Source organism: Kosakonia oryzae (genome assembly GCF_001658025.2).
Classification (GTDB): domain Bacteria; phylum Pseudomonadota; class Gammaproteobacteria; order Enterobacterales; family Enterobacteriaceae; genus Kosakonia; species Kosakonia oryzae.
In genome coordinates this window covers 1,092,672-1,117,287 of record NZ_CP014007.2, presented here as the reverse complement: position 1 = coordinate 1,117,287, position 24,616 = coordinate 1,092,672, and the positions used below count along the sequence as shown (strand labels likewise).

Sequence of the window (24,616 nt, the reverse complement as noted above, 5' to 3'; positions counted from 1 at the left end):
AATTAATACACACTGTACGGTGAACCGAACAATGAAGCTGGATTTCGCCCTGTTAAATGCCATTGTCGCGGTCGCCAACGCCGGAGGTTTCCGTGAAGCCGCGCGCGTGACCGGTTCCAACCCCTCCCGCCTGAGCGACGCAGTGCGCCGCGCCGAGCAGCAACTCGGCGTACGGCTGTTTAACCGTACCACCCGCACCGTGGCGCTGACCGAGGCAGGCAGAGCGCTGATGGAGCGTCTGCAACCGGCAATGAGCGAAGTGGATGCTGCGCTGGATGCCATCAACCGCTATCGCACCACGCCGAGCGGCACGCTGCGTTTGAATGTCCCGGTCAGTGCGGCGCGGCTGGTTCTGCCCGCCATCATCCCCCCTTTTCTGGCGCAATACCCGGACATTCGGCTGGAGATCGTCGCTGAGAGCAATGTACAGGATGTGTTTCGCGACAATTGCGATGCAGGGATCCGTTACGACGAAAGCCTGGAACAGGATATGGTGGCGCTGCCCATCGGCCCGCGCCGTCAGCGTTTTGCCGCTGCGGCGGCACCGGCCTATTTGCAGCGTTACGGCTTGCCGCAGCACCCGCGCGATCTGATTAGCCACAACTGCATTCGCGGGCGCTACGCCAGCGGCGTAATGCCGGAGTGGGAATTTACCCGCGAGGGTGAAACCCTGCGCATTCAGGTGAATGGTTCACTAGTGGTCAGCGTCGGCAGCGCGGTGGAGCTGGCGGTGCAGGCGGCGATTGCCGGTAGCGGCATCATCTATCTGTTTGAAGAGTGGCTGCGCCCGTCGTTCGAAAGCGGCGCGTTGACGCCGTTGCTGGAACCCTGGTGGCAATCATTTAGCGGCCCGTGGCTCTATTACAATTCGCGGCGCTTAATCCCTGCGCCATTACAGGCATTTATCAATTTTATCCGCGCGCAGGGGCAAGCCACGGATATATAACGCAACGATGGGAAGATCTGTCTACACTTTAAAAAACAAAGAAAATTGAGGATGCCCTATGATCTTCCCGGCCATGCCAGTTAATGAAAGAGAGCGGCTTAAATCTTTGTATATGATGGATCTTTTGGACAAAAAGGATGATGAACGTTTTGACCGGCTCACCCGCACGGCCAAGACCACCTTTGACGTCCCCATCGCGGTGATAAGCCTGCTCGATCGCGATCGTCAGTGGCTGCTGTCACGCAGCGGCGTCGATACCTACGAAACGCCACGCAATCTGTCGTTCTGTGCGCACGCGATCCTCGAAGAGGGCGTGTTTATTGTCAAAGATACCCTTGCCGATCCGCGCTTTGCCGAAAACCCGTTTGTTGTTGGCGAGCCGTGGGTGCGATTTTATGCGGGTTGCCCGGTGCGGCTGCCGGACGGCGCAATTGCCGGAACCATCTGCGTCATCGATACCTATCCGCGCCCGTTTTCCAGTGCGGAAATCAATACTCTGCTCGATTTCGCCGCCATTGTAGAAGATGAGTTTCTGATCCTCAGCATGGCAATGACCGATTTGCTGACCGGCATGCCCAACAGCCGCGGCTTTTACCGCTCCGGCGAGAAACGTTTTGCCTGGCTCAAAGAGCATAAAAAAGATCTCAGCCTGCTCTATTTCAGCATCGACAATCTGAAATCGATCAATGAATTGCTGGGGAATAAAGAGGGTGATGAGGTGGTAAAAACCTTCGCCAGTAATCTAACCAAATGCCTGAAAGATCAGGATATCGCCGCCCGGCTTGGCGGCGGTGAGTTTGCGGTGTTACTGGCGAATACGCCGACTCACAACGCTGATGCGTTTCTCTTCGATCTGCAATCACGCATCGATGCCATCGACCATCTATCCGGCAAGAATTATCACATCAACTACTCGTACGGCATGATTGAAAACGGCGGCGATAAGTACACCACGCTGCGCAGTATGCTGGAAGATTGCGATAAGGTGATGTACTCAGAAAAACGCCGTCGTTAATGCAGCGCCGGAAACCCGGCGCTGTTTATAGCGGCTCGAACCCGCCGTTGCCTTCCCAGCCAGCCAGCCGCTGGTAAATGGTCTCTACCGCCGCTTTCACCGGCGGCGTCATCGGGTAGTAAAAACCGACAATATCGGGCTGAATGCCAAGAAAAATCACTTCGCCAATATCCTCTTTCAACTGATCGATCAGATAGTTGAGCGGCATATTGTGGGTGGTCATCAGGAACATTTCCGCAATGTCATCGGGATCGACAATGCGCGTCTCGCCGGGGTTCAGCCCCATATCGGTGGCATCCACAATCAGCAGCCGCGTTGGTCGCAGCTCGCGGATCGCCACCACGTCATTTTCCGGTGCACTGCCGCCGTCGATCACGCGCCAGTTTCCCTGCGGGTTTTCCGCACACATCTGCGCCAGCAACGGGCCTGCGCCATCGTCGCCCATCATGCTGTTGCCCACGCAAAGTAATACGTCAGTCACGTAATCTCCTTACCATCAAATAGATAGCGCTTTCCTGGTGAATGTCGTGCAGCATCGACAGCAGCGCCCTGCTCCAGGCCTGCTGCTGTTCGTTCTGCCCGGCCAGCGCCCGGTCAAAGGCGTTGGCCAGCATCATTACGTGCGTACTGTCGATAACAATTTCGCCATAACGCGGCACGCCTTCCATTTTTCGCCGCGCTTCACTGCCGCTCTCCAGCGTGCCGATCCACGCCAGATAAGCCTCCCACGGGCAGGAAAGCGCCGTTTCCAGGCAATCGATCACGCCAAGATGGTGACCAATCGCCAGAGAGTAATAGACCACCTGCTGCGCCTGCGGCGGCGTGGCATCGTTCTCATCGACAAATTTCCGCCGCAACTGGCTAAAGGCCACCGTCTCGCTCATCAGATTTTCGCCTCCTGCACCACCTGATTAAGGTGGGTGACAATTTCGGTCAGACGCGGATCGTTCTCCTGCGCTAACCAGCGCACCACTTCATGTTCGCCGATGCTGCGCAAACGCAGGTAATCATCGGCGATCTGGCGGCCATAGCGGTAACCCGCGAGGCGACGCGCAGTGCGATCCACCTTCACCCGCAGCGGCTGCACCATAGTCGAATGCAGGATCTCTGCCGGTTGATCGTCCTGCTCGCCAGGCAGACGGGCATGAATTTTCTGCTCCAGCAGCCCCAGCGCCATGGCAAAACCATACAGCGTGGCGGCAGGCGTCGGCGGGCAGCCGGGAATATAGACATCCACCGGAACGATTTTATCCGTGCCGCCCCAGACACAGTACAGGTCGTGGAAGATACCACCGCTGTTACCGCACGCGCCGTAGGAGATACAGATTTTGGGATCCGGCGCAGATTGCCAGGCGCGCAGCGCCGGTGAACGCATCGCACGGGTGACAGCGCCGGTAAACAGCAGAATGTCGGCGTGGCGCGGCGAAGGCACCACTTTAATGCCGAAGCGTTCTGCATCGAACAGCGGCGAAAGCGTCGCGAAAATCTCGATCTCACAGCCATTGCAGCCGCCGCAATCCACACGGTAAACGTAAGCGGAGCGTTTGATTTTATTCAGCAGCGAGGCTTTCATGCTGGCGATGGATTCCTCCACCGTCATCGGCAGCGGAATACCGTCCGCATCGCGCGGACCTAATAGCTGGCTCATTAGCTGGCCTCTTTCATATGACGGGTCAATTCGATGCGGTCGGACGACACCAGGCATTTCTGGCGTTTGCAATCCGGGCAGGTCTCAAAGCTGGCGCGGTGCTGCTCGGCGCGGGTATCGCCGTTATGCGCCAGCAGCGCAATGGCATAATCGATCTCTTTCTGCACCGCGAAAGGCCGTGCGCATTCGCGGCACTGGCACAGCTCGTAGCGCGACTGTTGCAGAAAATCGGCTTTGCTCCACACCGCCAGTTCGTACTCCTGAGAGAGCGTAATCGCCGCCGTTGGGCACACTTCTTCGCAGCGGGCGCAGAAAATGCAGCGCCCGAGATTAAACTGCCAGGCCAGTTCGCCAGTCGCCAGATCGGTTTCCACCGTCAGCGCGTTTGACGGGCAGGCGTTGACGCACGCCGCGCAGCCGATGCACTGCTGCGGATTGTGCTGCGGTTTGCCGCGGAAGTTTTTATCTACCGGCATCGGCGCAAGCGGATACGCGCTGGTTGCCGTCCCGGTTTTGATCACTTTTTTGATAAAGGTAAACATCGCTAGCGTTCTCCCACTATTTCAACGGCGAGTTTTTACGCTCGATCCCGTAACGCTCCAGCTCTTTGTACGGCACGACCTTGCTTCTCTTCTTGCGCACATCCACCACCGTCATGCGGTCGGTACAGGAGTAGCAAGGATCAAGGCTGCCGATAATCAGCGGCGCATCGGAAACGGTGTTGCCGCGCAGCATATAGCGCAGCGTTGGCCAGTTGGCGTAGGTCGCCGCACGGCAGCGCCAGCGATAGAGCTTCTGGTTGTCGCCGGTCATACTCCAGTGGATATCATCCCCGCGCGGCGCTTCGGCAAAACCAAGGGCAAAGCGGTGCGGAATATAGGTAAAGCCTTCGACCATCAGCGGGCCGCCGGGCAGGTTATCCAGACCGAAATCGATCATGTTCAGCGCGGTCAGCACTTCATTGATACGCACTTTCAGGCGGGAAATCACATCGCAGCCCTGCTCGCTGTGCACAGTCATTGGCAGCAGGCCGTAACCGGCAAATGGATGATCGGCGCGGGTATCGCGAGCGTGGCCGCTGGCGCGCACCATCGGGCCGACGTTACTGAAATCGCGGGCGATTTGCGGATCAAGACGACCAATACCCACGGTGCGCTGCTCGATATTCGGCGTGCTCATCAGCACATCAACCAGCTCCATCACATCGCGGCGCATCTGCTGCGCCAGTGCGCGCGTCTGCACCATATCGTCTTTCAGCATGTCGCGGCGAATACCGCCAATCAGGTTCAGACCGTAGGTTTTACGCGCCCCGGTGAGAATTTCCGCCATCTTCATTGACGTTTCACGCACGCGGAAAAACTGCATAAACCCGGAATCAAAACCAACAAAGTGGCAAGCCAGACCGAGGTTTAACAGGTGTGAGTGCAGACGTTCCACTTCCAGCAGAATGGCGCGGATCATCTGCGCGCGTTCCGGCACCACGATGCCCATCGCGTTCTCTACCGAGGTGGTGTAAGCGGTACTGTGGGCAAAACCACAGATGCCGCACACGCGATCCGAGAGAAAGGTGACTTCGTTGTAACCCATGCGGGTTTCCGCCAGTTTCTCCATCCCGCGATGCACATAGAACATGCGGTAGTCGGCATCGACAATGTTCTCGCCATCCACAAACAGGCGGAAGTGGCCCGGTTCATCCGACGTAACGTGCAGCGGGCCAATCGGCACCACGTTGTTTTTCTTGTCACCCAGCTCGTTGATGAATTCATAAGTTTCCGCGTCGGTGGTCGGCGCGGGACGCTGGCGATAATCCATGCTGTCTTTACGCAACGGATAGAGTTCATCCGGCCAGTCATCCGGCAGCACCAGGCGGCGCTCATCCGGTAAACCGACCGGCACCAGGCCATACATATCGCGCACTTCGCGCTCGCCCCACACGGCCGCAGGCACGCGCGGCGTCACCGACGGATACTCCGGTTTCAGGGCATCGACTTCAACGCGCACCGTTATCCAGCACTTGACGCCCTGCTCCATCGACAGAACGTAGTAAACGGCAAAGTGGCCGTTCAGCTTGCGCTCGTCGTTACCAAACAGCACCGACAGCCAGCCGCCCTGCTGGTAGTAAAGAAACTCCACCACCTCCGGCAGATAGTTCACTTTCACGGTAAGGGTGATTTGGTCTTTGGTCTGCCACGCTTCATCCAGCACTACGCCGGGAAATTTCTCGTGCAGCGCAGCCAGATAGTGTTGACCGATTTTTTCTTCAGACATGCATAAACTCTCTTAATACGTCGCCAGTAAGGAGACGAACGCTAAAAAGGCAACGCCGAACCCGGCCCAGGTGACACGTGACGTGGCAGCAAAACGCAAGCGCGCCATGCTGTTTTCAAACAGGGCAATCACCAGTACGCCAACGATTAATTTCACTACCGCCACCACCAGCGCCAGCAGCAGACCCGCCGCGCTGAAGCTGCTCATCTGCCCCCACGGCAGAAAGACGCCGACAAACATTTGCAGCACCACCAGCTGTTTTAAGCTGATGCCCCACTTCAGCAGCGCAAAGCCGCTGCCGCTGTACTCCGACAGCGGCCCTTCCTGCAACTCCTGCTCCGCTTCCGCAAGGTCAAACGGCAGTTTGCCCATCTCGATAAAGGTGGCGAACGCGCAGGCGCAGAGCGCCAGAAACAGCGGGATTGAAGCCTCGCGCGGCCAGTGGTAAACGGTGTCGGTGATATGGCTGATATGGGTGGAACCCGCGACCAGCGCCGCCACCCACAAACCGAGCAGCAAAATCGGCTCGACCAGCACGCCCAGCATCGCTTCGCGGCTGGCACCGATGCCGGTAAACGGGCTACCGGTATCCAGCCCGGCAATGGCAAAGAAAAAGCGGGCAATGGCGAACAGATAGATCAGGGTGATCAAATCGCCCAGCAAAGGCAGCGGCGAGTTAATGGTGATCACCGGCAAAGCCGTCGCAATGGTCAGCATCACGCCCACCATCACAAACGGCATCAGGCGAAATACCCAGCCGGACGCCGCAGGCGCAATACTCTGGCGGCCCAGCAATTTGAACAGGTCGCGGTACTCTTGCAGCACGCCAGGCCCACGGCGATTGTGCAACCGGGCGCGCGCCACGCGGCTGATACCGGACAGTAGCGGCGCAAAGGCGAACAGCACCAGCGCCTGCAATAACGCATATAGAAAACTCATCATCAGGCTCCTCGGGAAATCACCACAACCACCAGCACCGCCAGCTCAATCAGCGCCAGCCGACGAAACAGCAGCTGCGCCGCGTCGGTACGCCAGCCGGGCAGAATCAGCGTGGGCTCCAGCCATTTGCGCAGCTTCAACACCGGGGCAAATGCGGTTTTTACCGGCATGGCAAAACCGTGGGCGGTGATCACCATTGAGCCTTCATGGTCGTAGCCGCAGACCCAGGCGCTGCCACGGCTGCGGGAAGGAAGACGATCGCCTTTAAACAGCACCATCAACAGCACTGGCAGCAGTGGCATGGCAATCAGCAGCAGCGTGATCATCGGTTGTGACACCACCGTGTTCGCGGTATGCAGCGGCAGCGGTACGGCGGCATACAGACGCGGCAATAGCCACGGCGCAGCAACGCCGCCAATAACGCAGCAGAGCGCCAGCACGGCCACGCTTGCGGTCATCAACCAGGGAATAGATTGCGGGTTTTCCGCCTGCGGGGTGCGCGGCGCGCCAAGGAAGGTGACGCCATAGACTTTCGCCATACACATCACCGCCAGCGCACCGGTTATCGCCAGGCCAACGGCCAGCAGCGGCCCAATCAGTTGCAGAACAAAGTGACCACTACCGCTCAGGCTGAAGAAGGATTGATAAATCACCCACTCACCGGCAAAGCCATTGAGCGGCGGCAGCGCTGCCATCGCCATCAGCCCGACCAGCATCGCCAGCGAGATAAGCGGCATTTTTTTGCCGATACCGCCCAGTTTTTCGATATCGCGATAGCCGGTGCCAAACCACAGCGCGCCTGCGCCAAGAAACAGCGTGCTCTTAAACAGGCTGTGGTTGAAAAGGTGATACAGACCGCCAACCAGCCCCAGCGCCATCAGCGCCGGCTGCTGCAATGCCAGCCCGGTTACGCCCGCGCCAAGGCCGAGCAAAATGATGCCGATGTTTTCCAGCGTGTGATACGCCAGCAGGCGCTGGATATTGTGCTCCATCAGCGCATACAGACCGCCGACAAAGGCGGTGATCATGCCGAACACCAGCAGTACAACGCCCCACCACAGCGGCGGCTGGCCGCCCAGCAAGGAGAAACTGAGAATGCCGAACAGCCCGACTTTCATCACCACGGTAGAAAAGAGCGCGGCGGCCGGTGCTTGCGCGCTGGCGTGCGCCTGCGGCGCCCAGGCGTGCAGCGGAATAATCCCCGCCAGCAGACCAAAACCAATTACCCCCAGCAGCCAGACACCGCTGCTCAGCGGTTGTCCGCTAAGCTGAACAAAATCGAGCGTGTGATAACGCTGCCAGATAAACCAGCAGGCCAGCGCCAGCAGCACCGTGCCAAGACGCCCCATGGCGAACCACAATTTGCCAGAGGCGCTGCACCCGGTAAGAAACACCGCGCTCAGCGCCATGATTTCGCTCATCACGACCAGCTCGCCGAGATTCGCGGAACAGACGGCGCACAGCGCGGCGGCCAGCAGCAAATTGATCAACAACCCGTTGGCTTTCACCGCGTCATGGCGGTGCCAGTGGATGTTATAGAGGCTGATAAGCAGGCCGCAAAGGCCGAAAGTGATCACCCACACGGCACGCAGCGGCGTGACCAGTAACGGATACTGCAACAGCGTCAGGCTGCCAGAAACGGCATCGGCGCCCAGCAGCGACAATAACCCGGCAGCGGTCGCCATGGCACTGCCGATTGCGCCGCCAAGACCGGCCAGCCAGCCGCTGAGAATTTTCGCCCGCGTAAACAGGTACGCCAGCGCAGCAGCGCAGGTAAACACCGCCACCGCGCCGTTGAGCAACGAGAGAATCGTCATTTTGCACTCCGGTTAAGCTGGGTAAATAGCGACAAATCGCCGTAGTCCGTATTCAGGGTCTGCTCGCGTTTGCGACGGCTGGCGCGGGCGATATCGAGGTTATTGACCAGATGCAGCGCCTTGGTCGGGCACATCCGCACGCAGGCCGGGCCTTGATCATCGAAATGGCAAAGATCGCACTTCACGGCGATAGCCCGCACGCCGGGCACCCAGTCCAGCAGCGTGCTGACGCGCGCAGGTGCAGGCGGCGCGGCGGGCGCGAGCGGCGAGTTAACGTTGGCCGGAATATCCAGCGGACGGCTACCGGCAAATTCGATAGCGCCAAACGGGCAGGCAATCGCGCACAGTTTGCAGCTTACGCACAGGCTTTCATTTAACTGCACCGCGCCATCGACGCGATTAATGGCGTTTACCGGACAAACGCCCGCACAGGGCGCGTCTTCGCAGTGGTGGCACTGCTGCGGCGCGGATTCATGTTCATTACGCATCACACGCAGCCGCGGCATCGACTGCAAGCCATACGCGCGGTGCGTCTCCGCGCAGGCCGCCTCGCAGGTGTGGCAGCCGATACAGAGCGCCGGGTCGGCAATTACAAAACGGTTCACCAGCTAATCCTCAGGTGATTCACCCAGTCCGGGCGGTCATTTTTGACGAAATCAGTCGCACGACGTGTCACTTCGACACATCTCGACACCCAAACTCAGGCCAGCGCAGACGCGTGCGCGCTGCTGGCAAGAAGAGAGAGATTGATGGGGGTATCGTTTTCCATCGCCGCGTACAGGCTGTCGTAAACCGTGGCGATTTTTTCCAGATAGTGTTCCAGCACTTTTTCACGATCGTGGGTGCTGATAACGCCGTCCACTTTGCCGTCGCTGGTGAGCTGTGCCTTTGCTATCAAGCGTTTATCGCTGCCATCTTTATTGGCAATCGCATATTCGATGGTATGGCCATTAAAGCCGCCGGTCAGAGAGACGGTGACCGTGAAGTGACCGAACAGCTCAAAACTGAGCTGCTGCTCTGGCGCGCAACCTATGGCATGGTGCAGGCGCGCTTTTGACAGCGTGATCCCCTGAACCAGCGCGTTACAGTAACTGCGCCACTCCTCCTGCAGGAGATGGTGTCGCCCGGCAATGTAATCTGCCTTTTCGCTAATTTCCCAAATCGTCATGTCTGCTTACCTGATTAATTGAAACAACGGCGGTAAAGCATCATCCATGCCAACATTTAATTTGTTGATTATTAAAGGAATAAATAAAAATATTCGCTAATTTCGACGTGTCATCTCGACAGGTTCGACATCGTCACAGTGTCAACATCACTCATGGCACTCTTATTGCATTAACGCGGCAACTCATAAGGAGGGATTATGCATGAGATCACTTTGTGCCAGCGGGCGCTGGAAATTATTGAACAACAGGCCACCGCGAACGGTGCGCGTCGGGTTACCGGCGTCTGGTTAAAAGTGGGCGCATTTTCCTGTGTCGAAACCGAAGCTTTAACGTTTTGTTTTGATCTGGTGTGCCGTGGCAGCCTGGCTGAAGGTTGTACACTGCACATCGAACAACAGCAAGCGGAGTGCTGGTGCGAGTCTTGTCGGCAGTACGTCACGCTGCTCACCCAGCGTGTTCGCCGCTGCCCACAATGCCACAGCGACCAGTTGCAGATCGTTGCCGACGATGGAATGCAAATTCAGCGCCTGGAAATTGAGGAGTAAACAATGTGTACAACATGTGGTTGTCAGGACGGTAACCTTTATATCGAGGGTGACGAACATAACCCGCACTCTGCGTTTCGCAGCGCACCGTTCGCCCCTGCTGCGCGCCCTGCGCTAACTATAACCCGCGTCAATACCCGAGAGTTCACCCCCACCCAATCGGGTAACGGCGATTTGCATTACGGTCACGGCGAAGCCGGCACCCACGCGCCGGGCATGAGCCAGCGCCGGATGCTGGAAGTGGAGATCGACGTACTGGATAAAAATAACCAGATCGCCGCCCGCAACCGCGCCCGCTTTGCCGCCCGCCAGCAACTGGTGTTGAACCTGGTCTCCAGCCCTGGCTCCGGCAAAACGACTCTGCTCACCGAAACCCTGCAGCGCCTGAATGCGCGCGTCCCCTGCGCGGTGATCGAAGGGGATCAGCAAACCGTCAATGACGCCGCGCGTATTCGCGCCACCGGTACCCCGGCGATTCAGGTGAACACCGGCAAGGGTTGCCACCTGGATGCGCAGATGATTGCCGATGCTGCGCCGCGTCTACCGCTCGACGATCGCGGCATTCTGTTTATTGAAAACGTCGGCAACCTGGTATGCCCGGCGGGCTTCGATCTGGGCGAACGCCATAAAGTGGCGGTGCTGTCAGTGACCGAAGGGGAAGACAAGCCACTGAAATATCCACACATGTTCGCCGCCGCCTCACTGATGCTGCTGAATAAAGTGGATCTGCTGCCGTACCTCAATTTTGATGTCGAGCGCTGCATCGCCTACGCCCGTGAAGTGAACCCGCAGATTGAGATCCTGCTGGTTTCCGCCACCAAAGGCGACGGGATGGACGCCTGGCTCGACTGGCTGGAGACGCAACGATGTGCATAGGCGTACCGGGGCAAATTTGCGCCATTGATGGCCTGCAAGCCAAAGTGGACGTCTGCGGCATTCAGCGCGACGTGGATTTAACCCTGGTCGGCAGCCACGATGAACACGGCCAGCCGCGTCTCGGCCAGTGGGTGCTGGTGCACGTCGGTTTTGCCATGAGCGTGATTAACGAAGCGGAGGCGCTGGATACGCTGGCGGCGCTGCAAAACATGTTCGATGTCGAGCCGGATGTCGGCGCGCTGCTCTACGGCGAGGAGAAATAATGCGTTTTGTCGATGAATATCGCGCCCCGGAACAGGTGATGCAACTGATTGCCCATCTGCGCGAACGGGCCTCTCATCTTAGCTATACCGCCGCGCGTCCGCTGCGCATTATGGAAGTATGCGGCGGCCATACGCACGCCATCTTTAAATTCGGCCTCGATCAGCTGCTGCCGGAAAACATCGAGTTTATCCACGGGCCTGGCTGTCCGGTGTGCGTGTTACCAATGGGACGCATCGATACCTGCGTGGAGATCGCCAGCCATCCGGAAGTGATCTTCTGCACTTTCGGCGACGCCATTCGCGTGCCGGGGAAAAAGGGCTCGCTGTTACAGGCAAAAGCGCGCGGTGCCGATGTGCGCATCGTCTATTCACCGATGGATGCGCTGGCGCTGGCGGAAAAAAATCCGCAGCGCAAAGTGGTGTTCTTCGGCCTCGGTTTTGAAACCACCATGCCCGCTACGGCGATCACGCTTCAGCAGGCGAAAGCCCGCAACATCAATAACTTCTGGTTCTTCTGCCAGCATATTACGCTGATCCCAACGCTGCGCAGTCTGCTGGAACAGCCGGATAACGGCATCGACGCATTCCTTGCACCCGGCCATGTCAGCATGGTGATCGGTACCGACGCGTACACCTTTATTGCCGAAGAATTTCGCCGCCCGCTGGTGGTTGCCGGGTTTGAACCACTGGATCTGTTGCAGGGCGTGGTAATGCTGGTGGAACAGAAAATCGCTGCGCAAAGCCGGGTGGAAAACCAGTACCGCCGCGTCGTGCCGGATGAAGGTAACCGGCTGGCGCAGGCTGCGATTGCCGATGTGTTTGCCGTCAGCGGCGACAGCGAGTGGCGCGGGCTGGGGGTGATTGGCGAATCCGGAGTCCATCTGACGCAGGCTTATCAGCAGTTCGATGCCGAAGCGCACTTTCGCCCGGCCGCGCAGCAGGTGTATGACGATCCGCGCGCCCGCTGCGGCGATGTGCTGACCGGCCGCTGCAAACCGCACCAGTGCCCGCTGTTTGGTAACACCTGTAATCCACAAAGCGCCTTTGGCGCGCTGATGGTCTCCTCAGAAGGAGCCTGCGCGGCCTGGTATCAGTATCGCGCTCAGGAGTGTGAAGTATGAATGAAGTCCAACTCGCCCACGGCAGCGGCGGCCAGGCGATGCAGCAGCTTATCAGCCAGCTCTTTATGGAGGCGTTTGCCAACCCGTGGCTGGCCGAGCAGGAAGATCAGGCGCGGCTGGATCTGGCCGCGCTGGCCGCCAGCGGCGACAGGCTGGCGTTCTCCACCGACAGCTATGTGATCGATCCACTGTTCTTTCCCGGCGGCAATATTGGCAAGCTGGCGGTGTGCGGTACCGCCAACGACATCGCCGTCAGCGGCGCGACACCGCGTTATCTCTCCTGCGGGTTTATCCTTGAAGAAGGCCTGCCGATGGCGACGCTGAAAACCGTCGTCGATAGCATGGCCGCCACCGCCCGCGCGGCCGATATCGCAATTGTGACCGGCGATACCAAAGTGGTGCAGCGCGGCGCGGCAGATAAGCTATTTATTAACACTGCCGGGATTGGCGCGATTCCACGTTCAATTCGCTGGGCGGCGCAGTCGCTGCAACCGGGCGATGTACTGCTGGCAAGCGGCACGCTGGGCGATCACGGCGCAACGATTCTTAACTTGCGCGAAGGGCTGGGGCTGGACGGCGAGTTGTCCAGCGATTGCGCAGTGCTGACGCCGTTAATCGCCACCCTGCACGATCTTCCCGGCGTGAAAGCGCTGCGCGATGCCACGCGCGGCGGCGTGAATGCGGTAGTGCATGAGTTTGCCGCAGCCTGCGGCTTCGGTATCGAACTCAACGAAGCCGCGTTACCGGTGAAACCGGCGGTGCGCGGCGTTTGCGAGTTACTGGGGCTGGAAGCGCTGAACTTTGCCAACGAAGGCAAACTGGTGATTGCCGTACAGCGCGAGGCCGCAGAGCAGGCGCTGTCACGTTTACGCGCTCACCCGCTTGGCGCAGAGGCAGCGATTATTGGTGAAGTGGTTGAACGTCAGGGCGTGCGCCTGGCGGGGCTGTACGGCGTTAAACGCCTGTTAGATTTACCCCACGCGGAACCGTTGCCGCGTATTTGCTAATTTTTTGTTTTTTATTATTTTTTTCACACCTGCGAGTGTGTTCCTGGATGAGTAATATGTCGTATACACCGATGAGCGATCTCGGACAACAGGGGTTGTTCGATATCACCCGTGTTTTGTTACAACAGCCGGATATGGCGTCACTCAGCGAAACGTTGGCCCGGCTGACCCGCCAGGCGGCACTCGCGGATAGCGCGGCGATTGTGCTGTGGCATGCAGACAGCCACAGCGCCAGCCGCTACGCCGTCAACGCCCCTGCAAACAATGCAACTTATGAGGATCATTTACTGCTGGCGGGAGGGCCGGTCAGGCACATTCTTTCCCACCCGCAGGCGCTCTATTGCAGCGCAGCCACGTTTGCGGAAACCTGGCCGGCGTTGACGCAGAACCGGCTCTATCCGCCGTTTGCGCACTACTGCCTGCTGCCGCTGGCGGCGGAGGGGCAAATTTTCGGCGGCTGCGAATTTTTTCGCCGCGACGGGCAACCGTGGAGCGACAAAGAGAGCGAACGCCTGCACACCCTGGCGCAAATCGTCGCCGTGGTCGCCGAGCAGCTCCAGAGCCGCGACAACCAGACGCCGGATTACCAATTATTGTGCCAGGAGCGGGACGATTTTCGCATTCTGGTAGCCATCACCAATGCGGTGCTCTCGCGGCTGCATATGGACGAGCTGGTCAGCGAGGTGGCGAAAGAGATCCACTACTATTTCGGCATCGACGCCATCAGCCTGGTGCTGCGCGGCAGCCGCAAAGGCAAGCTGACTATCTATTCGACGCACTACAAAGATGAACTGAATCCGAAGCATGAGATTCAGGAAGCCGACGAAGAGGGAACGCTGACCGAACGGGTGTTCCGCAGCAAAGAGATGCTGCTGCTCAATCTGCACGAGCGCGACAAACTCGCGCCCTACGAGCGAATGCTGTTTGAAACCTGGGGCAACCAGATCCAGACGCTGTGCCTGCTGCCGCTGATGTCTGGCAAAAATCTGCTCGGCGTGCTGAAACTGGCACAGTGCCAAAAAGAGGTGTTTACCCAGGCGAATCTCAAGCTGCTGCGCCAGATCGCCGAACGCATCGCCATCGCCGTGGATAACGCGCTGGCGTACCAGGAAATTCACCGCCTGAAGGAGCGGCTGGTGGATGAAAACCTGGCGCTGACCGAGCAGCTAAATAATGTCGATAGCGAGTTTGGCGAGATCATCGGCCGCAGCCAGGCGATGTTCAGCGTGCTGAAACAGGTTGAGATGGTAGCGCAAAGTAACAGCACGGTGCTGATCCTCGGCGAAACCGGCACCGGCAAGGAGCTGATTGCCCGCGCGATCCATAATCTCAGCGATCGCAACAGCCGCAGAATGGTGAAGATGAACTGCGCCGCCATGCCCGCCGGGCTGCTGGAAAGCGATCTCTTTGGTCATGAGCGCGGCGCGTTTACCGGTGCCAGCACCCAGCGGATTGGCCGCTTCGAGCTGGCGGATAAAAGCTCGCTGTTTCTTGATGAAGTGGGTGACATGCCGCTGGAACTGCAACCGAAACTGCTGCGCGTATTGCAGGAGCAGGAGTTCGAGCGGCTCGGCAGTAATAAGCTAATCCAGACCGATGTGCGGCTGATCGCCGCCACCAACCGCGATCTGAAACAGATGGTCGCCGATCGCGAGTTCCGCAGCGATCTTTACTACCGGCTGAATGTCTTCCCGATTCATCTGCCGCCGCTGCGCGAACGGCCGGAAGACATTCCGCTGCTGGTGAAAGCCTTCACCTTCAAAATTGCCCGCAAAATGGGCCGCAGCATCGACAGTATTCCGGCGGAAACCTTACGCGTGCTGAGCTCCATGGAGTGGCCGGGCAACGTGCGCGAGCTGGAGAATGTCATTGAACGAGCGGTACTGCTGACGCACGGTAATGTGCTGCAACTTTCGCTGCCGGAAATCACCGTTCCACCTCAGCCAGCAGCGGAGCCTGCTGAAGTGGCACGCGAAGGTGAAGATGAGTACCAGTTGATTGTTCGCGTGCTGCGCGAAACCAACGGCGTGGTCGCCGGGCCAAAAGGCGCCGCACAGCGGCTGGGGCTTAAACGCACCACCCTGCTTTCGCGCATGAAACGTTTAGGTATCAATAAAGACGCATTATGTTAAGCTGCAAAAACATTCAGCATATCCATACATAATGGAGGGTCTATGGCAGTTTCAGCGCGTAATCAGTTAACAGGTAAGGTCAGTGCGACTTCTCACGGTGCCGTGAATGATGAAGTGGAACTCACCCTCGACGGTGGCGCAAAACTGGTGGCGATTGTCACCAGCAGCAGCCAGGCGGCGCTGGGGCTGACGCCAGGCAAAGAGGCTATCGCGCTGATCAAAGCGCCATGGGTGACGCTGGCGACCGAAGATAGCGGGCTGAAGTTCTCCGCCCGCAATCAGTTCGCCGGGAAAGTCACCTCGGTGAGCGAAGGCGCGGTCAATGCCACGGTGCATGTGCAGACCGACGCCGGGTTTGAGCTGGTGGCAGTTGTCACCAATGAAAGCGTGCAGGATTTGCAACTGAACAGCGGTAAACGGGTGATTGCGCTGATTAAGGCGTCGGCGATTTTGATCGCTACGCGCGCCTGAGTGCAGCCGCAGTTGCAGGCCGGATAAGGCAAAGCTGCCCTCCGGCCTGCGCCGCTGGTGAATGGAATAATTCATCGATCTGCCAAAAACGCCGGATAGCCAAACCTATTTCCGCCGATACTTCTCCGGCAATTCTGGCACCGGGCGTTTATCGTCAACCAAATGGCGCACCGTCAACAGCGGATGCCGCCATAACATGCGCGGCCCCGCCCAGCGCATGATCTGCTTCATCTCTTCGCGCTTCGCGGGCTGGTAACAGTGCACCGGGCACTGCTTGCAGGCCGGTTTCTCTTCGCCGAACACGCACTTATCCAGCCGTTTTTCCGCATAAGCGTACAGATTCGCATAGTGCGACTCACTGCTAACCGCATCCGGACAGGCACGCTGATAGAGTGCGATCATTTTGCGGATGGTCAGTTTCTCCCGCAGGATCCGTGGACCAGACATACACAATATCCATTAATTAAGATGCATTCATAATACATCTTAATGTTACTCCGTTGCACCTCATTAGTGCACTTTCTGCGCAATCATGGGGGCTTCTTCCCCGACTCTACGCCACAATGCGCGTGAACGCCCGCCTGCAAGAGTGGCGCGTTTCTTGCGTAACTGACTGTTTACCCGAGGAGACGTTTTCCCATTCATTTCACAAGGTATCGCTATGGAATTGAAATGGTTCGAAGATTTTCTCAGTGTCGCCCGCAGTCTTAGCTTCACGCGCGCCGCCGATGAGCGGCACATCACCCAGTCCGCCCTTAGCCGTCGCATCCGCCAACTGGAAGAGTGGCTTGGCGTCCCGCTGTTCGATCGCAAAACCTATCCGGTCACGCTGACGCCGGAGGGCGAAGCCTTTCACGCCACCGCCAGCGAAACCGTGTTCGCCATGACCCATCTGCGTAACGATCTCAACCAGCGCTTTCGTTCCCGCACGGCGGTGTTGCGCTTTGCCATGCTCAATACCCTGTCGCTGACTTTTTTTCCGGACTGGATCCAGCGCCTGAACCTGCAACACCAGCTTGGGTATATCCGCATGTGCAACTCCAAGCCGAGCTTTGTCGAGCACATCGCCACCCTGCACAGCGGCGAAACCGATTTTCTGCTTACCTACGCCCACGACGCAGTGTCGCTGATCCGCCAGCTTGCGCCTTACCCGATGATCCATTTAGGCCGCGAATGGGCGATCCCGGTCTGCCGACCAGACAGCGGCGGGCAGCCACTTTACCCCATCAACCCCAATGGACGCCCGATTCCATGGCTGAGCTACGGCAGCCACTCCTTTTTCGCCCATGCGCTGGCGCAAATGCTGAGCGAACGCCCGTTGCCGCTGGAAGCCGTGTATGAAAACGGCATGTCGGCCAACCTGAAAGCGATGACGCTGGCCGGCGGTGGCGTCGCCTGGCTGCCGCTAAGCCTTGTTCATGAGGAGTTGTCAAACGGCACGCTGGTGCGCGCTGGTAGCAGTGACCAGGAGATCAAACTGGCGATCCGTCTCTATCGCCAGCCGGTGCTGCGCAACCCACAAGCGGAACAACTTTGGCAGTTGATCCAGCAGAGCGAAACCGCCCATGCCGCCTGATGGCGGCAGACTATGCAAGAACGGAATAGCCAGTGTGAATTGCTCATTGGCCTTTTGCGAACAGTTGCCCTCATTCTGGTGGTACAGCGACGTTAACGCGTGCGCATTATGCCGACCAACCAAACTGGGGAGTATCATGGAAAACAAAGCGTTAGTCTGGAAGTGGGTAGAGAACTATCAGCACGATTTCTGCGATCTCAGCGATCGTGTATGGGGTACACCAGAGATCTGCTACACCGAATATCGCTCGGTGGCCGAACATACCGCCATGCTAAAAACGCAAGGTTTCCGCGTCACTGAAAACGTCGCCGGGATTCCGACCGCCGTAATGGGCGAAGCGGGAAGCGGCGGGCCGATCATCGCTTTCCTCGGTGAATACGATGCACTGCCTGGTCTGAGCCAGGCCTCCGGCGTCGCGCACTACTCGCCGCTGCCGGGCAACGGTCATGGACACGGTTGCGGGCATAATCTGCTCGGCTCCGGCGCCATGCTGGCAGCCACCGCGCTGAAAGCCTGGCTGGAAGAGACCGGCACGCCGGGCCGCGTGCGTTACTACGGTTGTCCGGCAGAAGAAGGCGGCGCGGCGAAATCCTTTATGGCGCGCGCCGGAGCTTTCGACGGTGTTGATGTGGCGATCACCTGGCATCCCAGCGCACATCATGAAGTGGCGAAACCGCTGTCGCTGGCCAATACCCGCATGGATTTCTTCTTCACCGGCCGCTCCTCCCACGCCGCCGCCTCCCCACATTTAGGCCGCAGCGCGCTCGACGCCGCAGAATTGATGAACGTGGGCGTCCAGTTTCTGCGTGAGCATGTACCGCAGGATTCCCGCATCCATTACGCGATGCTCGATTCCGGCGGCATTGCGCCAAACGTGGTGCAGGCGAAAGCAGCGGTGCGCTATGCCATTCGCGCGCGCGATGTCCACGCCATGTTTGAACTGAACGAACGAGTAAAACGTGTGGCGCAGGGCGCAGCGCTGATGACCGACACCAAAGTGGAGATCAGCATCATGAGCGCCGTCTCTAACCTGCTCGGCAACCGTCCGCTGGAAGAGGCGATGCAGCGCAATCTGGAAAGCCTTGGTACGGTGCCGTTCGACGATGCCGACATGGCCTTTGCCGCTGAAATCCAGGGCACGCTCTCCGAAGAGGAGATTGCCAGTTGCTACCGCAAAACCGGGATTAAACCCGCAAACCCGAAACCGCTCAGCGACTACATCATCCCGCTGGATACCCACGGCGAAGTAATGATTGGCTCCACCGACGTCGGCGACGTGAGCTGGGTGCTGCCGACCGTGCAGGCGCATATTCCCACCATGGCGATTGGCACGCCGGGCCACTCCTGGCAACTCACCGCCCAAGGCAAGATGCCTGCCGCCCATAAAGGCCTTTCCCATGTGGCGAAAGTGATGGCCGCCACCGCCGTCGATGTGTTGACCGACAAGGTACTCCTGGCGCAAGTGAAAAAAGCGCACTTCGAGCAGGTGAGCGAAAAACCGTATCACTGCCCTATCCCGGAAGAGGTGATGCCGCCCATCCAGCCACGCCCGGCCACGTTATAAGGATATCCGACATGAAATTCACCCCGATTGCCGTAGCCGTGGCGCTGACCAGCGCCGTCAGCCTTCATGCTCAGGCCGCCACGCCGCCGGATTCACTGGTGATGGCATGGAATATCGACGCCATCAGCACCTGGGACCCGGCACAAATTGGCGAAGTGGTGACCAGCGAAATCTACGCCAACACCTGCGATGCGCTGGTCGATTTTGATGTGAAAGATGAGAAGAAGCTGACCCCGGCCATGGCGAAAAGCTGGGATGTCTCGCCGGACCGCAAGACCCTTACGTTCCATTTGCAGGACAACCTGAAGTTCCCGGACGGCACGCCCGCCAGCGCCGGCGATCTGGCGTGGTCCATGCAGCGGGTGGTGAAACTCGGTTACGGTAACGCCGCGCAAATCACCGAATATGGCTTTAACAAAGAGAATGTCGACAGCCGCATTACCGCGCCGGACGACAAAACGCTGGTGATGACGCTGGATAAACCCTACCCCACCAGCCTCGTTTTACAGGCAATCGCCGCCAATAACGTCTCGTCGCTGCTCAACCGCAAAGTGGTGGAAAAAGAGGCCGTGGAGGGCGATTTCGGCCACAAATACCTCACCACGCACACCGCCTGCGTTGGCCCGTATCAACTGGTGCGCTGGAACGCCGGTGAAGGCGTGATGTTGCAGGCCACCGATCACTACTGGGGCAAAGCGCCGGTACTGAAACGTGTACTGATCCGCCACGTTGCCGAAACCGGCACGCAGCGCCTGCTGTTGACGCAGGGTGATGTGGATATTGCCCGCGATCTGTCGGCTGATGATCTGAAAACCCTGGATCAAGGCGGCAAAGTCAGGGTGGACAAGGTTCTGAAACCACAGCTCTTTTTCTGGACCTTCAACAACGAAGATCCAATCTTCAAAAATGAAAAAGTGCGCCTCGCCATGCGCTATCTGATCGACTACGACGGCTTAGGCAAAAGCGTGATGCCTTACCTCGGTGTACCGCGCGCGAGCTTTGTGCAGCTTGGCGCGTTCGGCGCGCTGGACGAAAAGGAGGGCCAGCCGTTCAAACTCGATCTGGCAAAAGCCAAACAGCTACTCACCGAAGCCGGTTACCCGAATGGTTTTAGCGCGTCGGTAATTTTCGGCACCCTTGCCCACTCCGCGCCTATCGCACAAAGCATTCAGCAGAATGCCTCGAAAATCGGCGTCAAGCTGACGCTGGAGCGCATGGCGAACGCTCAGTTGTTTAGCCGGGCGCGCGGGCGCGAATTCCAGAGCGCGATGATGGCCTGGCAAACCTCCGTGCCGGATGCCTACGGCAACGCCTCAAGGTTGGTGTTTAACCCGGATAACCGCAAAGAGGCACGCGCCACGCAGTATCCGAGCTGGCGCGCCGCTTACTACGACGCACAGATGAACCAGAAAGTGGAAGCCGCCCTGCTGGAACCAGATGACGCCAAACGCAGCGAGATGTATGCCGCATTGCAGAAAGAGGTCATGGAAAAAGGACCGATGGCGATCATGTTCCAGATGTACAACAGCGCGGGCATTAGCCCGGCGGTGAAGAACTGGACGTGGAATGGTTTTCGCGTCTGGTACGGTGACGCAAGTAAGTAATGGGGGTTGCTGATGTCTCAGGTTATTGCACCGACCACAACCGATAACGCTCCGCCGCCGTGGATGCGCCTGGCAGGCCGACTCTTCCGGGGAGCCCTTTCCATCTGCTGTACGCTGCTGGGGCTGGCGGCGCTGACCTTCTTTATCGGTCGGCTGCTGCCTATCGACCCGGTAGTGGCGGTGATTGGCGATAACGCCAGCCACGAAGCCTACGAGAAGATGTATGCGCAACTCGGGCTGAATCAGCCGCTGTGGAAACAGTTTGTCGATTATGTCTGGCAGTTGCTGCACCTGGATTTCGGCACCGCGCTGACCACCAGCCAGCCTGTGGCGCAGGATATCGCCCGCGTCTTTCCGGCAACGCTGGAACTGGCTACGGTGGCGGCGATAATTGGCGTCGGCCTCGGCATTCCCGCCGGGGTCTTCGCCGCAATGTACCGCAACTCGTGGTTTGATCACCTGATCCGTTTTGTCGGTTTGCTGAGTTACTCCACGCCGCACTTCTGGCTGGGGTTAATGGGGCTACTGCTGTTTTACGCCACCCTTGGCTGGATCGGTGGTCCGGGGCGCATCGACTTTATCTACGAATTCGAGCTGCACCCGGTCACCGGATTCTGGCTGCTGGATAGCGCCCTGAGCGGCAACTGGGCGGTATTCAAAAACGTCTTCAGCCACATCATTCTGCCCGCCTCGATCCTTGGGCTGAGCGCGCTGGCGTATATCAGCCGCATGACCCGCAGTTTTATGATCGAGCAGCTTTCCCAGGAGTACATCATCACTGCCCGCGTCAAAGGTTTGTCCTGGGCGCGCTGCGTCTGGGTACATGCGTTTCGCAATATTGCCGTGCCGGTGCTGACCGTGGTGGCGCTCTCCTGGGCGTGGCTGCTGGAAGGAGCGGTATTGACGGAAACCGTCTTCGCCTGGCCCGGTTTTGGCCGCTACCTGACCAACGCTCTGCTGGCGGGCGATATGAATGCCGTGGTCGGCTGCACCCTGCTGACCGGCGCGATTTTTGTCGCCCTTAACCTGCTGTGCGATCTGCTGTACCGCATCTTCGATCCGCGCACGCGACGGGAGGACCAATGACCGATTCGACCAAATACCTGCGCGCCCAGCCGCGCCAGGGGCTGCGCGCATGGCTGCGCGATCCAGCGCCGCAAACCCCGTTGCAGGCCAGAGTGCAGCTTAGCTGGATCCAGTGGCGACGTTTTTGCGCCAACCACTCTGCGCTGTTTGGCCTGCTGGTGCTGCTGATCATTGTTGCCGCCGCGCTGTTTGCGCCGTGGCTGGCAAACCATGATATCTACGCGCAGAACCTGGCGCTGCGCCTGCAACCCCCGAGTGCGGAACACTGGCTCGGCACCGATGAGCTGGGGCGCGACATCTTCAGCCGCCTGCTGTATGGCGCGCGCATCACGCTCTATATCACCGGGTTGACAGCGCTGATTATCACCCCGCTCGGGCTGGTGATTGGCGCCACGGCGGGCTATCTCGGCGGGCGCGTCGATACGCTGCTGATGCGGCTGGTGGATATCTTTCTTGCCTTCCCCAGCTTGATCCTCGCACTGGCGTTTGTCGCCGCTCTCGGCCCCGGCATTGAGAACGCGATTATCGCCATTTCCCTCTCCGCCTGGCCGCCGATTGCCCGCCTGGCGCGCGCTGAAACGCTGGCGATCCGCAAGATGGATTACATCGCGGCGGTGCGCTTACAGGGCGCGTCGGCGTGGCACATCATTTTGCGCCACGTGATGCCAATGTGCCTGCCATCGGTGGTGGTGCGCGTCACGCTCAATATGGCGGCGATTATTCTCACCGCCGCCGGGCTTGGCTTTCTTGGCCTTGGCGCGCAGGCACCCAGCCCGGAATGGGGCGCGATGCTGGCCTCCGGGCGCGAATTTATGCTGAACAATGGCTGGATTGCCGCCATTCCCGGTTTAGCGATTTTGTTTACCAGCCTGGCCTTTAACCTGCTCGGCGACGGCCTGCGCGATGTAATGGATATCCGCCATGAATAATCCACTGCTGGAAGTAGAAAACCTCAGCATCCTGTTTAAAGGGGCGCACGAAGATAACCTCGCGGTGCGCGACGTGAGCTTTCAGGTAGGGCGGGAAAAGGTCGCGATTGTCGGCGAATCCGGGTCGGGGAAATCACAAACCTGCCGCGCCCTGCTGAAGCTGACGCCGAAAATCGGCCAGGTGCGGGCCGCTAAAATGCGTTTCGGTGAGTTCGATCTGCTGAACGCCAGCGAACGGCAAATGCGCACTATTCGCGGCAACCGCATTTCGATGATCCTGCAAGACCCGCGCTTTTCGCTGAATCCGTTAATGCGCATTGGCGATCAGGTGGCGGAAGCCTGGCGTTTACACCGTCGCGTCAGCAAAGAGGAAGCCCGCGCCCGCGCGCTGGAGATGCTGGAGTCGGTACATATTCGCGAGGTGGCGAAAGTCGCCCGCCTCTACCCGCACGAAATCTCTGGCGGTATGGGGCAGCGGGTGATGATCGCCATGATGCTAATCCCGGAACCGGATCTGATCATCGCCGACGAACCAACCTCGGCGCTGGATGTCACGGTGCGCCGCCAGGTGCTCAGCATTCTTGATGAGCAACTGCAACGCCGCCAGACCGGGCTGCTGTTTATCACTCACGATTTAAACCTGGTGTCGCGTTTCTGCGACCGGGTGCTGGTGATGTACGCCGGGCGCATTGTCGAAGAGATCCGCGCCAGCGAACTTGACCAGGCCTGCCATCCCTATACTCAGGCGCTGCTCGCCAGCCAGCCCCGGTTGCGCGAACCGGTAGAAACGCTGCGCGTGCCGACGCGCGATCCCGCCTGGCTCAACGGCCCCAGTTACCGCAATGGAGTAGCCCAATGAACCCGATCCCGACGACCGAACGCGCCGTTGAAACGGTCAATCTCGCCATCGCTTTTGGTCAGAGCAACCAGCGCCGCCAGGTGGTGAGCGATGTCAGCCTGATGCTGGCACGCGGTGAAAGTTACGGCCTGATTGGCGAATCCGGCTGTGGAAAATCCACCATTCTGCGCGCGCTGGCCGGGCTGAACCCGGACTATCACGGCCATATTTTGTTTAATAACCGCGAACAGCAGCCGCACCGCGACAAAGCCTTTTACCGCCAGGTGCAGATGGTTTTTCAGGATCCCTATGCCTCGCTGCACCCGCGAAAAATGGTGTGGGCCAGCCTGCGCGAGCCGCTAAAACTGCACGATATGGATCGGCACGAAGCGCGGATCAGCGAGGTGCTGCATGCGGTCGGCCTCTCTGACGCTTTTCGTTACCGCTATCCGCACCAGCTCTCCGGCGGCCAGCGCCAGCGTGTGGCAATTGCCCGTGCGTTGATCCTCGAACCGTCGGTTCTGCTGCTTGATGAGCCTACTTCCGCGCTGGATGTTTCCGTCCAGGCGGAGATCCTCAACTTACTCAGCCGCATGCGCCAGCAGCGCAACCTGACCTACCTTTTGGTCACCCACGATTTGGCGGTGGTGACCCACCTTTGCGAACGCGTTGGCGTGATGTATCAGGGGAAATTGCTGGAAGAGGTCAGCGCGGCGCGTTTAAGAAAGGGCGATGCGCAAGAAACCTATACCCGTGAGTTTCTCGCGGCGAGTGAAGTATAAGCGCCATCTGGCGTCGGAAG

At 58.9% G+C, this 24,616-nt stretch carries 26 protein-coding genes; 16 read left to right on the top strand and 10 right to left on the bottom strand.

Annotation, left to right across the window (positions count from 1 at the left end; all coding sequences use genetic code 11):
* Window positions 1–31: 31 nt before the first annotated feature.
* Both AWR26_RS05400 and AWR26_RS05395 read left to right on the top strand, forming a co-directional pair.
* Window positions 32–946 (top strand): LysR substrate-binding domain-containing protein, encoded by a 915-nt coding sequence (locus AWR26_RS05400; RefSeq protein WP_064564152.1) that lies wholly within the window; start codon window positions 32–34, stop codon window positions 944–946.
* A 58-nt stretch (window positions 947–1,004) separates the two neighbouring features.
* Window positions 1,005–1,961, top strand: coding sequence for a GGDEF domain-containing protein (locus AWR26_RS05395; protein WP_064564150.1), 957 nt, complete (start codon window positions 1,005–1,007; stop codon window positions 1,959–1,961).
* Between the two features lie 25 nt (window positions 1,962–1,986).
* Here the strand turns inward: AWR26_RS05395 and hycI are convergent, their stop codons facing one another.
* The 9 genes from hycI to hycA form a co-directional block, all read right to left on the bottom strand.
* Window positions 1,987–2,442: a hydrogenase maturation peptidase HycI gene (gene hycI, locus AWR26_RS05390; protein ID WP_064564148.1), complete on the bottom strand. Its 456-nt coding sequence runs from the start codon at window positions 2,440–2,442 to the stop codon at window positions 1,987–1,989.
* Window positions 2,435–2,845 carry a formate hydrogenlyase maturation HycH family protein gene (locus AWR26_RS05385; protein WP_007370516.1) on the bottom strand — a complete coding sequence of 137 codons (411 nt, stop codon included), beginning with the start codon at window positions 2,843–2,845 and terminating at the stop codon, window positions 2,435–2,437. Before AWR26_RS05385 ends, hycI begins: the two co-directional genes overlap by 8 nt.
* A complete protein-coding gene (locus AWR26_RS05380; RefSeq protein WP_064564146.1) occupies window positions 2,845–3,609 on the bottom strand; it encodes an NADH-quinone oxidoreductase subunit B family protein in 765 nt (254 codons plus the stop codon). Before AWR26_RS05380 ends, AWR26_RS05385 begins: the two co-directional genes overlap by 1 nt.
* Entirely contained in the window at window positions 3,609–4,151 is a 543-nt protein-coding gene (locus AWR26_RS05375; RefSeq protein ID WP_043952472.1) for a formate hydrogenlyase complex iron-sulfur subunit, read from the bottom strand. The genes AWR26_RS05380 and AWR26_RS05375 overlap by 1 nt, the downstream gene beginning before the upstream one ends.
* Before the next feature lie 16 nt (window positions 4,152–4,167).
* Window positions 4,168–5,877 carry a formate hydrogenlyase subunit HycE gene (gene hycE / locus AWR26_RS05370; RefSeq protein ID WP_064564144.1) on the bottom strand — a complete coding sequence of 570 codons (1,710 nt, stop codon included), beginning with the start codon at window positions 5,875–5,877 and terminating at the stop codon, window positions 4,168–4,170.
* Between the two features lie 12 nt (window positions 5,878–5,889).
* Window positions 5,890–6,816: a respiratory chain complex I subunit 1 family protein gene (locus AWR26_RS05365; protein ID WP_043952470.1), complete on the bottom strand. Its 927-nt coding sequence runs from the start codon at window positions 6,814–6,816 to the stop codon at window positions 5,890–5,892.
* Window positions 6,817–6,818: 2 nt separating this feature from the next.
* Window positions 6,819–8,633 carry a formate hydrogenlyase subunit 3 gene (gene hycC, locus AWR26_RS05360; RefSeq protein ID WP_064564142.1) on the bottom strand — a complete coding sequence of 605 codons (1,815 nt, stop codon included), beginning with the start codon at window positions 8,631–8,633 and terminating at the stop codon, window positions 6,819–6,821.
* Window positions 8,630–9,238: a 4Fe-4S dicluster domain-containing protein gene (locus AWR26_RS05355; RefSeq protein ID WP_035890220.1), complete on the bottom strand. Its 609-nt coding sequence runs from the start codon at window positions 9,236–9,238 to the stop codon at window positions 8,630–8,632. Before AWR26_RS05355 ends, hycC begins: the two co-directional genes overlap by 4 nt.
* 95 nt (window positions 9,239–9,333) lie before the next feature.
* The gene (gene hycA / locus AWR26_RS05350) at window positions 9,334–9,801 is read right to left on the bottom strand and encodes a formate hydrogenlyase regulator HycA (RefSeq protein WP_064564140.1); all 468 of its coding nucleotides are present in this window, start codon (window positions 9,799–9,801) and stop codon (window positions 9,334–9,336) included.
* A gap of 198 nt (window positions 9,802–9,999) precedes the next feature.
* Here hycA and hypA point away from each other — a divergent pair, with 198 nt between their 5' ends.
* Genes hypA through AWR26_RS05315 form a run of 7 tightly spaced genes read left to right on the top strand, consistent with a single transcriptional unit; the run spans window position 10,000 to window position 16,217 of the window.
* Window positions 10,000–10,347 carry a hydrogenase maturation nickel metallochaperone HypA gene (gene hypA, locus AWR26_RS05345; protein WP_043952466.1) on the top strand — a complete coding sequence of 116 codons (348 nt, stop codon included), beginning with the start codon at window positions 10,000–10,002 and terminating at the stop codon, window positions 10,345–10,347.
* A 3-nt stretch (window positions 10,348–10,350) separates the two neighbouring features.
* Window positions 10,351–11,223: a hydrogenase nickel incorporation protein HypB gene (gene hypB, locus AWR26_RS05340; protein ID WP_007370507.1), complete on the top strand. Its 873-nt coding sequence runs from the start codon at window positions 10,351–10,353 to the stop codon at window positions 11,221–11,223.
* Window positions 11,214–11,486, top strand: a complete 273-nt coding sequence (locus AWR26_RS05335) for a HypC/HybG/HupF family hydrogenase formation chaperone (RefSeq protein ID WP_007370506.1) — start codon at window positions 11,214–11,216, stop codon at window positions 11,484–11,486. Before hypB ends, AWR26_RS05335 begins: the two co-directional genes overlap by 10 nt.
* A complete protein-coding gene (hypD, locus tag AWR26_RS05330; RefSeq protein ID WP_007370505.1) occupies window positions 11,486–12,607 on the top strand; it encodes a hydrogenase formation protein HypD in 1,122 nt (373 codons plus the stop codon). The genes AWR26_RS05335 and hypD overlap by 1 nt, the downstream gene beginning before the upstream one ends.
* Window positions 12,604–13,614, top strand: a complete 1,011-nt coding sequence (gene hypE, locus AWR26_RS05325) for a hydrogenase expression/formation protein HypE (RefSeq protein ID WP_064564138.1) — start codon at window positions 12,604–12,606, stop codon at window positions 13,612–13,614. Before hypD ends, hypE begins: the two co-directional genes overlap by 4 nt.
* 56 nt (window positions 13,615–13,670) lie before the next feature.
* The gene (gene flhA / locus AWR26_RS05320; protein WP_064564136.1) at window positions 13,671–15,746 is read left to right on the top strand and encodes a formate hydrogenlyase transcriptional activator FlhA; all 2,076 of its coding nucleotides are present in this window, start codon (window positions 13,671–13,673) and stop codon (window positions 15,744–15,746) included.
* Window positions 15,747–15,788: 42 nt separating this feature from the next.
* Window positions 15,789–16,217, top strand: coding sequence for a TOBE domain-containing protein (locus AWR26_RS05315; protein ID WP_064564134.1), 429 nt, complete (start codon window positions 15,789–15,791; stop codon window positions 16,215–16,217).
* 105 nt (window positions 16,218–16,322) lie between these two features.
* Here AWR26_RS05315 and AWR26_RS05310 read toward each other — a convergent pair whose 3' ends face one another.
* Window positions 16,323–16,664: a nitrous oxide-stimulated promoter family protein gene (locus AWR26_RS05310; RefSeq protein ID WP_064564132.1), complete on the bottom strand. Its 342-nt coding sequence runs from the start codon at window positions 16,662–16,664 to the stop codon at window positions 16,323–16,325.
* A gap of 214 nt (window positions 16,665–16,878) precedes the next feature.
* Between AWR26_RS05310 and AWR26_RS05305 the strand changes: the two genes are divergently transcribed.
* The 7 genes from AWR26_RS05305 (at window position 16,879) to AWR26_RS05275 (ending at window position 24,596) form a co-directional block, all read left to right on the top strand.
* Window positions 16,879–17,793 carry a LysR family transcriptional regulator gene (locus AWR26_RS05305; protein WP_007370499.1) on the top strand — a complete coding sequence of 305 codons (915 nt, stop codon included), beginning with the start codon at window positions 16,879–16,881 and terminating at the stop codon, window positions 17,791–17,793.
* A gap of 136 nt (window positions 17,794–17,929) precedes the next feature.
* Window positions 17,930–19,357: a M20 family metallopeptidase gene (locus tag AWR26_RS05300; protein ID WP_007370498.1), complete on the top strand. Its 1,428-nt coding sequence runs from the start codon at window positions 17,930–17,932 to the stop codon at window positions 19,355–19,357.
* 11 nt (window positions 19,358–19,368) lie between these two features.
* Window positions 19,369–20,961 carry an ABC transporter substrate-binding protein gene (locus tag AWR26_RS05295; RefSeq protein ID WP_064564130.1) on the top strand — a complete coding sequence of 531 codons (1,593 nt, stop codon included), beginning with the start codon at window positions 19,369–19,371 and terminating at the stop codon, window positions 20,959–20,961.
* Between the two features lie 12 nt (window positions 20,962–20,973).
* The gene (locus AWR26_RS05290) at window positions 20,974–22,047 is read left to right on the top strand and encodes an ABC transporter permease (RefSeq protein WP_064564128.1); all 1,074 of its coding nucleotides are present in this window, start codon (window positions 20,974–20,976) and stop codon (window positions 22,045–22,047) included.
* A complete protein-coding gene (locus tag AWR26_RS05285; RefSeq protein WP_064564127.1) occupies window positions 22,044–22,976 on the top strand; it encodes an ABC transporter permease in 933 nt (310 codons plus the stop codon). The genes AWR26_RS05290 and AWR26_RS05285 overlap by 4 nt, the downstream gene beginning before the upstream one ends.
* On the top strand, window positions 22,969–23,835 hold the full coding sequence (locus tag AWR26_RS05280; protein WP_035890205.1) for an ABC transporter ATP-binding protein: 867 nt from the start codon (window positions 22,969–22,971) through the stop codon (window positions 23,833–23,835). The genes AWR26_RS05285 and AWR26_RS05280 overlap by 8 nt, the downstream gene beginning before the upstream one ends.
* The gene (locus AWR26_RS05275) at window positions 23,832–24,596 is read left to right on the top strand and encodes an ABC transporter ATP-binding protein (RefSeq protein WP_064564125.1); all 765 of its coding nucleotides are present in this window, start codon (window positions 23,832–23,834) and stop codon (window positions 24,594–24,596) included. Before AWR26_RS05280 ends, AWR26_RS05275 begins: the two co-directional genes overlap by 4 nt.
* Window positions 24,597–24,616 lie beyond the last annotated feature (20 nt).

What these genes read in the sequence shown, in the direction of transcription:
- hypB (WP_007370507.1), top strand. Translation starts at nt 10,351, where the DNA reads ATGTGTACAACATGTGGTTGTCAGGACGGTAACCTTTATATCGAGGGT.
- AWR26_RS05295 (WP_064564130.1), top strand. Translation starts at nt 19,369, where the DNA reads ATGAAATTCACCCCGATTGCCGTAGCCGTGGCGCTGACCAGCGCCGTC.
- hypE (WP_064564138.1), top strand. Translation starts at nt 12,604, where the DNA reads ATGAATGAAGTCCAACTCGCCCACGGCAGCGGCGGCCAGGCGATGCAG.
- hycA (WP_064564140.1), bottom strand. Translation starts at nt 9,801, where the DNA reads ATGACGATTTGGGAAATTAGCGAAAAGGCAGATTACATTGCCGGGCGA.
- hycC (WP_064564142.1), bottom strand. Translation starts at nt 8,633, where the DNA reads ATGACGATTCTCTCGTTGCTCAACGGCGCGGTGGCGGTGTTTACCTGC.
- AWR26_RS05285 (WP_064564127.1), top strand. Translation starts at nt 22,044, where the DNA reads ATGACCGATTCGACCAAATACCTGCGCGCCCAGCCGCGCCAGGGGCTG.
- AWR26_RS05375 (WP_043952472.1), bottom strand. Translation starts at nt 4,151, where the DNA reads ATGTTTACCTTTATCAAAAAAGTGATCAAAACCGGGACGGCAACCAGC.
- AWR26_RS05400 (WP_064564152.1), top strand. Translation starts at nt 32, where the DNA reads ATGAAGCTGGATTTCGCCCTGTTAAATGCCATTGTCGCGGTCGCCAAC.
- AWR26_RS05280 (WP_035890205.1), top strand. Translation starts at nt 22,969, where the DNA reads ATGAATAATCCACTGCTGGAAGTAGAAAACCTCAGCATCCTGTTTAAA.
- hypA (WP_043952466.1), top strand. Translation starts at nt 10,000, where the DNA reads ATGCATGAGATCACTTTGTGCCAGCGGGCGCTGGAAATTATTGAACAA.
- AWR26_RS05380 (WP_064564146.1), bottom strand. Translation starts at nt 3,609, where the DNA reads ATGAGCCAGCTATTAGGTCCGCGCGATGCGGACGGTATTCCGCTGCCG.
- AWR26_RS05275 (WP_064564125.1), top strand. Translation starts at nt 23,832, where the DNA reads ATGAACCCGATCCCGACGACCGAACGCGCCGTTGAAACGGTCAATCTC.
- AWR26_RS05300 (WP_007370498.1), top strand. Translation starts at nt 17,930, where the DNA reads ATGGAAAACAAAGCGTTAGTCTGGAAGTGGGTAGAGAACTATCAGCAC.
- AWR26_RS05315 (WP_064564134.1), top strand. Translation starts at nt 15,789, where the DNA reads ATGGCAGTTTCAGCGCGTAATCAGTTAACAGGTAAGGTCAGTGCGACT.
- flhA (WP_064564136.1), top strand. Translation starts at nt 13,671, where the DNA reads ATGTCGTATACACCGATGAGCGATCTCGGACAACAGGGGTTGTTCGAT.
- AWR26_RS05290 (WP_064564128.1), top strand. Translation starts at nt 20,974, where the DNA reads ATGTCTCAGGTTATTGCACCGACCACAACCGATAACGCTCCGCCGCCG.
- AWR26_RS05395 (WP_064564150.1), top strand. Translation starts at nt 1,005, where the DNA reads ATGATCTTCCCGGCCATGCCAGTTAATGAAAGAGAGCGGCTTAAATCT.
- hypD (WP_007370505.1), top strand. Translation starts at nt 11,486, where the DNA reads ATGCGTTTTGTCGATGAATATCGCGCCCCGGAACAGGTGATGCAACTG.
- AWR26_RS05305 (WP_007370499.1), top strand. Translation starts at nt 16,879, where the DNA reads ATGGAATTGAAATGGTTCGAAGATTTTCTCAGTGTCGCCCGCAGTCTT.
- AWR26_RS05385 (WP_007370516.1), bottom strand. Translation starts at nt 2,845, where the DNA reads ATGAGCGAGACGGTGGCCTTTAGCCAGTTGCGGCGGAAATTTGTCGAT.
- AWR26_RS05365 (WP_043952470.1), bottom strand. Translation starts at nt 6,816, where the DNA reads ATGAGTTTTCTATATGCGTTATTGCAGGCGCTGGTGCTGTTCGCCTTT.
- AWR26_RS05310 (WP_064564132.1), bottom strand. Translation starts at nt 16,664, where the DNA reads ATGTCTGGTCCACGGATCCTGCGGGAGAAACTGACCATCCGCAAAATG.
- hycE (WP_064564144.1), bottom strand. Translation starts at nt 5,877, where the DNA reads ATGTCTGAAGAAAAAATCGGTCAACACTATCTGGCTGCGCTGCACGAG.
- AWR26_RS05335 (WP_007370506.1), top strand. Translation starts at nt 11,214, where the DNA reads ATGTGCATAGGCGTACCGGGGCAAATTTGCGCCATTGATGGCCTGCAA.